This window comes from Bacilli bacterium, assembly GCA_036381315.1.
In the GTDB taxonomy this organism is placed as follows: Bacteria; Bacillota; Bacilli; order Paenibacillales; family KCTC-25726; genus DASVDB01.
This window is the reverse complement of the sequence record DASVDB010000050.1, coordinates 32,126-41,844: the sequence shown is the minus strand read 5'-3', so window position 1 is coordinate 41,844 and position 9,719 is coordinate 32,126. Positions and strand designations below refer to the sequence as shown.

Sequence of the window (9,719 nt, the reverse complement as noted above, 5' to 3'; positions counted from 1 at the left end):
TGATGGAACGAATGTGATTGTTGGAAATGATGCCGAGACCGATTACGCCAATTTTTACTTTATTCATATCTACCATCCTGCTTTTTTTGTATTCGATTACACCATCAGTATAGGATGTGTTAGAATAATTGAGAATGGCAAATAAAGATTACTTTTTGTAATTTAGCGACTTTTTCATTCTCGAAAGGAGCGCGCCGTCAATGCTGGCAATCAATCTCATTTCTCTGCCAAAGATTACGGTTATGGGCTTTGTATCTTACAAATCGCCCTGGAAGCATTTTCGGCGGATTACCGACGAGTATTTGCTTTATTTGATCAAAAGCGGCGAGCTTCATCTCCGGGAAAACGGCAAAAAATTTGAGCTTCGCAAAGGGGATATGTTGCTTCTTGAACCTGGGCTGGAACATGAAGGCATCGAGAAGCATGCTTGCGATTACTTCTATATTCACTTTGGCCACCCGGATGTGCGGTCGGTCTATATCGAGGATCCGAACACTTTTATCAGCAATTTTTTCCTGGAGCATAGCAGACCCAGAAAAGACGGGCAGCATGGGTTTGAAGATGAAATCGCCGACAATTATCTTTGTTATCTGCCAAAATATCTGACATTAGCCGAAAACAGCGGCTTCCATAAGGTGCTTCATGTTATGAACGATATCCTCAATCTGTATAAAAGAAAACAATATAACCGAAGTCTGACGGCTTTGAGATTCTCCGAATTGCTGATCGAAATTTCAAGGGAACATTTTATGAGCGAAATACGGAAAAACACCCGTAAAAATACAAAATCCATTGAGAAAGTTCACGAACTTCTCAACTATATTCATCAAAATTTCGTTGCAAAAATCAGCAGCACCATGATTGAAGAAAAGTTCGCTTGCAATTTCGATTTTATTAACCGTGTCTTTCGGGAAGTAACAGGCCACACAATCATGAAATATGTCAATATGGTTCGTATCAACCATGCGAAGGAATTAATCGAGACGACTCATCTCGCCATGAATGAAATCGGTAGCTTGTCCGGCCTGGACGATCCTTATTATTTTAGCAAGGTTTTTAAAAAATACACGGGGCTTTCCCCCTACCAGTATTACAGGAAAGTACGAGAATAAAAAATCCGCCATTTACCGGGTAAATGGCGGTAGCCAGCTATACAATATAAGCTTTTTTCATCTACTGCATCCGTCGTCCGGACCATTTCACTTTCACACTGGCGCCATGCTAGAGAAAACGTCAAGTTATGCGCCCCATATGCGCGGCATTGCCAAGGGCTCCTTGCCCAATTCCGCCCAGATATACTTGAGCAGCAATTCCTGCTTCAGTTGTCCGTACGCGGGGTCGTCCCATAAATTATGCAATTCGTGCGGATCCTCCTTGAGATCGAAGATTTCTTCGTACGTCCGGTTGTAATAGACCGTGATTTTATACCGCGCATCGACAAACGTTTTCTGGTGAATCGTGGTCGGTTCGTGGCGAAATTCGCAAATCGCATGATCCCGCGCCTGGGCGGTTTCGCCGAGCCACACCTGTTTTTGACTTACGCCGGTCATCGTTTGTAGTTCGGATTTTCCTCCTGCGTCATCTGAAAGTGCGGCGGATTGTGCTCATGCTCGCCGGGCACCAGTGCGGGAATCGTCAACATGTCCGGATCGTACATCGTATCCCAGGGCTCGGGGACCAGGTATTCCGGATGCGGATCAAAGAAACTGGCCCACAGGAAAAAGTTTTCTTCGTTGTTCTTGTACCGTTCAAGCAAACGATTGGTGCGTTCGGCGATCCAGGTGTTGTAGTGGAATTCCTCCGGAATCGGCCATTTGTAGGTTTGCGAACTGTCCATAGTGCCGGTCGGCGGCAGAAAATAATCGCGCCAATTGCGGCAGCCCTTTTGTTCCATCCATAGCGCGTAATGCTGCCCGACATGCGCTTCGTTTGTGTGGGGACGGGCCAACTCCACATGCTCGAAGCCGTAAAACGGACCATAAAATTGTTTCCAGAAAGCAAAATCATGCAACACGGGGTACGCTTCCAGCGAAGGGTATTCTTCTGTCGTACGCAGCGGCTGGAAATGCGCTTTGCCAATCAGCGCCGTCCGATAACCCGCCTGCACAAAATCTTCACCGACCGTATGGCGGTCTTCCAACAACTTCGTGCCCAATGTCCAGGCGCCATGCTGGCTGGGATACATCCCGGTGATGATCGACGCCCGGCTCGGCGTACAAGTCGGAAAAATAAAGTGACGAGAGGGGCGGCGGGAATGTGAAGGAATATGCGCACGAATTTTCCGAACAGCTATACTACACACCTTCGCTTTATGAAAAAGATGAACGGATATGGCCCGTCCGCGCTGGTCGCAACATTGCCAAACCCAATTATGCGGTCGGTCCGAAGCAAATCGAATGCTACAGTATTCATTTTGTCCGTTCTGGCCGAGTTCATTTTGAATATCCGGGCGGTTCAGCCGATCTCGCAAGCGGAGACCTGTTCGGCATGTTTCCCGGGTGCAGCTATTCCTATCGGGGGCTTCCGGCCGAGGAGCCGTTGCAAATGTACTGGACCGCTTTCGCCGGTCCGGGTGCGGATGGGCTGATGGGGGCGGCTGGCATCATGCGCCACTATCCGTGCAAAACAAATGCCGCTTCCAAACAAGTATGGAATACGGTTGAACATATACTCGATGAGCTTAGGCAGCCTACATCTTCCGAACAGACAACTCCGCTGCGTCTGCTCAGCCTTTTTTATCGCCTGTTTGCCGAATTGTCCGAGTCTGTCGCGAACCAGCCTGTGCGCCAAATCAGTTGGATTCAGCGGGCGATCGAATATATGAAGCTGCATCATACGGAGAAGATCAGCGTTCAACATATAGCGGATTTCATCGGCGTGAATCGGACGTACTTCGCGACCGTATTTTCGGAGCAAACGGGCATGTCGCCGAAAGCTTTCCTGCAAAAGCTGCAATTGGATAAAGCAAAACATCTGCTTAGGCAAAACGAAATGACGATAACCGAAATCGCCTTCACGCTTGGCTATCCGAATCTGTACTCTTTTTCCCGGTTTTTCAAAAACTGCTGCGGTGTATATCCGCAGCAGTTTCGAAATGATTTGAAATGATTTTATTCAAGCCAATCCTTTTATATCGCGCCAAATCTGTTTCATCTGATCAATAAAGTAACCGTAATTGCCGTCTACCACGTCGGTGCGAACGATTTCCCGTTCACAATCGGCGCAAATAAACCGGGAGCAAATACGAATGCCTTCGGATCGCTGCCCGTGGCAAATGATACAAACACTGTTCTGCATATCATCCATGCTTCTACCACCTCGAAACTTCCAAAGCTTTTCTCATCCTGTATACCAGTATTCACCGAATCTATTGTTTTAAACAATGCCGGTTTTTATATTTTGTCGGTCACTATAGCTTTATGAAATTCCAAGGCGTAGGGTGTTTGTACCCCGCGACGATTTTCCACCGGCGTCAGCATTTCTTTGCAAATCGCCGGAATAACCCTGGCAAGATAGTTGAACCGGATAAACGATTCACCCGTTGTCCGAACTTTATACGAGATTGGCACCTCGCGCAGCCGATAGCCCTGGCGCACAATATTTAGCGTCATCACCTGCGCGTAATTGTAAGCATGAATAATGTCCACGTCACGGCAGACCGCCCGGGAAAACGCGCGCATGCCGGACTGCCCGTCGCTCAACCGTCTGCGCAAAAGCAGCGATACCAGAAGCGTAAACGCGCGGTTGCCCCATCTGCGGTAAAGCTTCATGCCGCGCACTTTGCGCATAAACCGGGAGCCGATCACATAATCCGCCTCCCCGTTCACAATCGGCGCCGCGACGTGCGGAATTTCGGCCGCCGGATATTCGTTGTCGGCATCGATCATTACGACGATGTCGGCGCCCAGCCGATACGCTTCCTTTAATCCGAAATAAACGGCTGCGCCAAGTCCCTGGTTGGCCACGGTCGAATAAATATAGTCCGCCCCGGCCTCGCGCGCCCTCTTCACGGTCGCATCGCCGGAGCCGTCATTGACCACAAGCGCTTTTACCTCATATCCCGGCATGGCTGCGCGCGGTATTTGGGCGATGACGCCGGCAATCGCGTCCTGCTCATTGTACGCGGGAATGACGACGATACACGTTTTCACCGGATCTCCTCCTTGAACGCTTCCGCAAGCACGGGGCCTCTGCTTTTGTCGGGCAGCGGCGCGCCCAAAAGCCGGCATATGGTCGGCGTAACGGAAACGAGGCTGTGCTTGGACGTTACGAGGTGGCCTTTGCGGATGCCTTTTCCGGCCATGAAAAACGGCACATACCGTTCGCCTTCATCCAGATGTCCATGCCCGCCGATTCCGTCAGATTGACCATGGTCCGCCGCTACGATGAACACGGCATCATCCAGCAGTCCCCTGGCTTTCAGCCAAGCGTAAAAGTCTGCGATATGGCGGTCCGCTTCCGCAATTTTTTGCTTGTATTCCTCATAAAGCGCACCGCGGCTGTGCCCCGTCTGATCGGTCGCAATCAGCTGCACGATCAGGAGATCGGGGTCATGCCGTTCGACGATATCTTTGGCCCGCAGCATGATATTGGCGTCCGCTTCGTCGTTTTTCATCACAGCCGTGACCGTTTCCACATCATCGCCGAACGAGTCGACAAGATGGGCGATCCCTAAAAGTTTTCCCGTTTTGCCGACTTTGCGCAAACTGTCAAAGACGCTTTCGCAGCGGACGCCCAGCCTCCACACCATATTGCTTTTGATGCCGTGCTCGCGCGGGTATGTCCCGGTAAACATCGATGAAAAACAGACGACGGTGCGGTCGGGATAAATCGTTTCCATGCTGGCGAATTCCGTCCCTTCCGCGCGCAGCCAATCGATAAACGGCGTGTCCGCTTCCGCCAACCGATCCTTGCGGCAGCCGTCGATAATGACGATGTAAACTTTTTCGGCGATCGCGCTCAAGGCGCCTTCCCGCTTCGTGGGCGGCAACTCATGCGGCTTCCAGGTAAACAAAAGCTTATGCACCGCCCAGGCGTATAGCCATAAACAGGCGGCAAAAACGGCATAGACGACGATGTGCCGCGGCATGCCGCCTAACGGATGCGCATAAAACCACGCCAAGAGTCCCAAAAGCAGCCAGACTTTGGGCAGCTGCTCCTGAGCGTTGCCGCTTGTCGAATCGCTGTTTTTGAGCACCAGTTTCCAGAACCGGCGATAGTTCGTCCACGGCGTGCCGATGCGCAGATGGTAATAGATCGTGCCCCAAAAAAATACGGTGAAGAAAATATAAAGTCCCAGTCCCAACGCGTATAACGCAAAATCAGCCCCGGGGAACATCCAGATTTGCAAGGCTGCCGGCAGCCATAAGAAGACGCGCAAGTGCAGCGGAAAGTCGAACGCGTAATAAACCGCGAATACCGGCAACGACCACACAACCGCCAGCGCAAAGCTTGGCCAGCTGATCTGACCGGCGCCTTGCAGCAGCGTATAAATAAGAAAAGTGCCGACGACAAATACAGGCGTAAACGGCTTGCCTTCATTCAGCACGTTCCAACACCTGGCGGCAACTTTTTCAAACGCGGAAGCTTTTTTCATTCAAATGGCACCTTTGCTTGTTCTGCGACAGCGCGGCAGCTTTTTTGCCACGCGGTCAGCTTGACTGATAATCATTCTCAATTATAACACGATCAAGTCGCGTGTCAACGCTGCGCAAATACTGCCACGATTTTATCGGAATTGCCGCCACGCCTTCGCAAACGGAACTGCCATTATGGGCAGTTCGCCCGCATCAGCATGTTGCCCGTGCCAACGGACGTATTTACGGTTGCTGGCCGCGCAATCGATGCATAATCGACCGCATAATCCGCCAACCTGTGACTTTCCCCCCAGCCACTAGCGCTAATGGACGTATTTGCGGCTATTTTGCGAAAAAACGCCATGTGGAAATTTTAACGGACGCAGGTGACGTTATTTGCTTAAATCGGGCCTGTAAAACCATAGAAATGAGCAAATACGCGCAATAGCGTCCGTAAGAATTTAAAACATAAAAAAAACCGCCTGTTAACGTCACTGGCGTCCGTTAGACGACAGAGCGACCAGTTAACGTCACTGGCGTCCGCTAAAGCACGCCCCTGCAACGTGGAGCGGCAACGAAGAGTGCGAAGACTGGCCCGCTATCCGGCCGGGTTTTAGCCCGGGGCGTTTGCGGAACGGGGGCAATACGTTCCTCAGTAGGATACCGGACTATCGTTCTCCAATTGATGCCTATTGCCCGAAAAGGATAGTGGCCCTAGCAATAATTTAATAAATGCCGCAACGCTTGCGCCATACCTTCTTCGCTATTTTTCCCGGAAACAAACCGAGCGCGCATTTTCACTTCGTTGATTGCATTCCCCATTGCAATTGAATTTCCGGTAACTGTAAACATGGGCACATCGTTCATACCATCGCCAATTGACGCAACCTCTCGAGGCAAAAAACCGCAAATTTCCATAATTTTCAATAGCGCGTTTCCTTTATTAGCCAAAACATGACACACTTCCAACGCAGCAAAATGGGAAGTGGCAATTTCAAGATCGCATTTTTTTATAAGTTTCCTACGAATTTCCTGCAAGCGATCGGCCCGCTGTTCCATAACAAAAAACTTCTCGACCGTTACAGATTCATCTTTCCATAAATCATCCAAATTGGACGTTTCAATCATGTATGGTTGATCGATTTCGTGCAAGATTGTTTTCATATCCTTATTTCGTTGCAAATCGCGATAATAAGCATACATTTTCTTGCTATGTCTGTCCTTATTTTCGAAATAAATATAATCGTCCGCGTATACATGATATAGAGCATCACAAGATCGCAAAACGTGATGGACAGACGCCGCTGTGTCGCTCGGCAACGAACGGCGTGCCAATACTCTCCCGTCAAGACAACGAACTTCGGCTCCATTGCAAGTGGCAATCGGTAATTTGATCTGGAGTTTTTCTGCGAAAGGAAGGACCATGGGCAAATTACGCCCTGTACACAACGTAAATTCGACGCCTCGCCCCCGCAGCGTAGCGACCATTTCCAGCGTCTGTTCCGAAATTTGACCTGACTCATTGAGTAATGTCCCATCAACGTCCAAGGCTATTAATTTCAGCAAATTGCAATCCCCCGCGCTTCAAACCTGGTATCCCCCATAATCAATAAACTTTTTATACATATCATCCGTCGCCTTAATTCCAAGTTCATCCATAGCTAACAAAACGGCGCCATAAACAGGAGCCATCTCCGGAATCACGAACTCGAAATTCGTATTTTCCGCGGCGATCGTTTTATGGAGGGAATTTAACAAATACGAATTTCTGCCCTTTTGAATGACGGAACCAACCAATACAACCGGAAAATTTTCACCCGGAAAACCACCTAGTCTCCTTATAACCGAATTAGCCGCAATGCCTAATTCATAACCCGTTTCTTCGATTATCCGTATGGCCAACCGATCTCCTTCATTCGCCGCTTCATGCAACAACAATGTCAGATTTCCATCAGGCAAATGATGAATATCATGATCCAAGAAATAGTTAAAAACTTCTTCCATAGAATTAAAACCGAAATAGTTGGCCACTTTTTGGGTTAAAACGGATGGAATTTCTCTGCCTTCCCACGAGCGGACCGCTGCCCGAAAAGTGCTTTGCGCCATTTCGTGCCCGCCGGCATGATCACCAAAAAAATAACCAAATCCGCCTACCTGCACGGTTTTCCCCTGCCGATTTTTCCCCGCGGCATTTGTCCCGCTTCCGCATACCAGGACGATTCCAATGTTTTGCGGACTACCAGTGCGAAGGCCCTCAAACGTATCGCAAACAATATCCCATCTAGGCAACGGCAGTTTGCCAAGTGCCGGACGAAGTATCGAAAAATCTTTTTCACGGTCCGCACCCGCCAGACCAAACATTGTAAAATCAATTTCTTCCGCCGCGAGGTTTGCTTGTTTAAGCGCACAATTAATTGAGGAATTAATATTTTGCATAGCGGCATCGATCCCGACCATTTGATAATTGCCGCAGCCTGAAATGCCGTGGCCCAATAATTTGCCGGAATCATTTACAATAACCGTATAGGTTTTGCTGCCTCCGCCATCAACCCCCATAATATATGCCATCATTTCCTCCACATTCGTATTAAAGTGATCTGACATATGGCTTGCCGATTAATTTTTATCGATGTTGTAAAAGGGCTCTCTTTTTCCAATGTGTATATTGACTGTTTTTACTTCTGTAAATTCTTCAAATCCTGCCTGCCCCATCTCTCTGCCGAAGCCGCTTGTCTTATAACCTCCGAACGGAAGTTGCGCCGATCCATCAATAACGGTATTAACCCATACTGTTCCGCTTTTCATTTCCCGGGACACAACCATTGCTTTGTCGATATTTTTTGTCCAAACGGCGGATGCCAAACCATATCTTGTGCTGTTTGCAATCCGAATAGCCTCATTTATCGTTTTGAATCTCGTGATGCTCAATACCGGACCAAAGATTTCTTCCTGAAAAATACTCATTTCTGTTTTGACATGGTCGAAAATAGTTGGAAGTACAAAACATTCGGTTTGGCACTCATCGGGCAACGATTTGAGGCCCCCGGCAAGGAGTTTTGCTCCTTGCTCCTGACCCGTTTTTATGAATCCTTTAACTTTATCGGCATGCTTTTCATGAATGAGCGCTCCAATATCCGTGTCCAAATTTAACGGGTTGCCTACTTTTAATTGCCGTGTGCGTTCAACCAGTTTTTCAATAAACTTATCGGCAATTGAATCTTCAATTATCAGACGGCTGCAAGCACAGCATGTTTCACCATTGTTAAAAAAGACGCCAAGCATCGTCCCGTCTATCGCATCATCCAAATCCGCGTCCGCAAACACGATATTTGCCGATTTCCCGCCCAATTCAACCGATACTTTTTTTAGAGTATCAGCCGATGATGCGATCACGCGTTTTCCGGTCACGGTGGACCCGGTGAAGGAGATAAAATCAACATCGGGATCATCGACGATTGCCTGGCCCACTTGCGCGCCATATCCAGTCACAATATTGATTACACCTGCCGGGACCCCTGCCTTTAAAGCAAGGCGGCTGATTTCCAAAGTGGAACTGGAAGTAAACTCGGACGGTTTGGCCACAACTGTGCATCCCGCAGCCAATGCAAACGGCATTTTTTGACAAAAAATTAACGCGGGAAAATTCCACGGCACAATCATTCCCACCACACCTACAGGCTCGCGAATCACAAGCGCTGTATGCCGTTCGCCAAGGTTGGAATAACATTCTCCGTGAAGCTGCTGGGCCAAACCGGCCGCATACTCAATCAGGCCGATACAACCATCCATATCTCCTCTGGACAACTTAATCGGTTTGCCCGTCTCTTCTGTCTCCATTTTCGCCAATTGTTCTTTTTCATTTCGTATCAGATCCGCAAGCCGAAACAGGATTCGGGCTCGATCCATTCCCGACATGCGCGGCCACGGCCCTGAATCAAAGGCTTGTCTGGCAACAGTAATCGCCCGTTTTGCATCTTCCGGAGTTCCATCAGCGAACCGCGATACCAATTGCCAAGTCGCCGGGTTTCTCCGTTCGATAAACTTGCCGGAACCGGGGGGGACCCACTCCCCTCCAATGAAATGATTATATTCCCTAACCGTGCCAATCATATTCGAGCCCCGCCTTTATTTTTTATTTATAAG

General features: G+C 48.9%; 8 protein-coding genes and 1 pseudogene. 2 read left to right on the top strand and 7 right to left on the bottom strand.

What is annotated here, in order from left to right; translation table 11 throughout:
• The first annotated feature begins 200 nt into the window (after positions 1-200).
• The gene (locus VF260_03815) at positions 201-1,112 is read left to right on the top strand and encodes an AraC family transcriptional regulator (GenBank protein ID HEX7056313.1); all 912 of its coding nucleotides are present in this window, start codon (positions 201-203) and stop codon (positions 1,110-1,112) included.
• Positions 1,113-1,238: 126 nt separating this feature from the next.
• Here VF260_03815 and VF260_03810 read toward each other — a convergent pair.
• Positions 1,239-2,224 (bottom strand): annotated as a pseudogene (locus VF260_03810) (sulfatase-like hydrolase/transferase).
• Between the two features lie 32 nt (positions 2,225-2,256).
• On the opposite strand from VF260_03810, the gene VF260_03805 reads away from it, so the two are divergent.
• Positions 2,257-3,108: an AraC family transcriptional regulator gene (locus VF260_03805; GenBank protein ID HEX7056312.1), complete on the top strand. Its 852-nt coding sequence runs from the start codon at positions 2,257-2,259 to the stop codon at positions 3,106-3,108.
• 6 nt (positions 3,109-3,114) lie between these two features.
• Here the strand turns inward: VF260_03805 and VF260_03800 are convergent, their stop codons facing one another.
• The 6 genes from VF260_03800 to VF260_03775 form a co-directional block, all read right to left on the bottom strand.
• Complete coding sequence (locus tag VF260_03800; GenBank protein HEX7056311.1) at positions 3,115-3,306, bottom strand: sigma factor G inhibitor Gin; 192 nt, start codon at positions 3,304-3,306, stop codon at positions 3,115-3,117.
• A gap of 86 nt (positions 3,307-3,392) precedes the next feature.
• On the bottom strand, positions 3,393-4,151 hold the full coding sequence (locus VF260_03795; GenBank protein ID HEX7056310.1) for a glycosyltransferase family 2 protein: 759 nt from the start codon (positions 4,149-4,151) through the stop codon (positions 3,393-3,395).
• Positions 4,148-5,596 carry an alkaline phosphatase family protein gene (locus VF260_03790; protein ID HEX7056309.1) on the bottom strand — a complete coding sequence of 483 codons (1,449 nt, stop codon included), beginning with the start codon at positions 5,594-5,596 and terminating at the stop codon, positions 4,148-4,150. Before VF260_03790 ends, VF260_03795 begins: the two co-directional genes overlap by 4 nt.
• A gap of 694 nt (positions 5,597-6,290) precedes the next feature.
• Positions 6,291-7,142 (bottom strand): Cof-type HAD-IIB family hydrolase, encoded by an 852-nt coding sequence (locus VF260_03785; protein HEX7056308.1) that lies wholly within the window; start codon positions 7,140-7,142, stop codon positions 6,291-6,293.
• 18 nt (positions 7,143-7,160) lie between these two features.
• The gene (locus tag VF260_03780; GenBank protein ID HEX7056307.1) at positions 7,161-8,147 is read right to left on the bottom strand and encodes a BadF/BadG/BcrA/BcrD ATPase family protein; all 987 of its coding nucleotides are present in this window, start codon (positions 8,145-8,147) and stop codon (positions 7,161-7,163) included.
• Between the two features lie 45 nt (positions 8,148-8,192).
• Positions 8,193-9,686: an aldehyde dehydrogenase family protein gene (locus VF260_03775; protein HEX7056306.1), complete on the bottom strand. Its 1,494-nt coding sequence runs from the start codon at positions 9,684-9,686 to the stop codon at positions 8,193-8,195.
• Between the last annotated feature and the right edge of the window lie 33 nt (positions 9,687-9,719).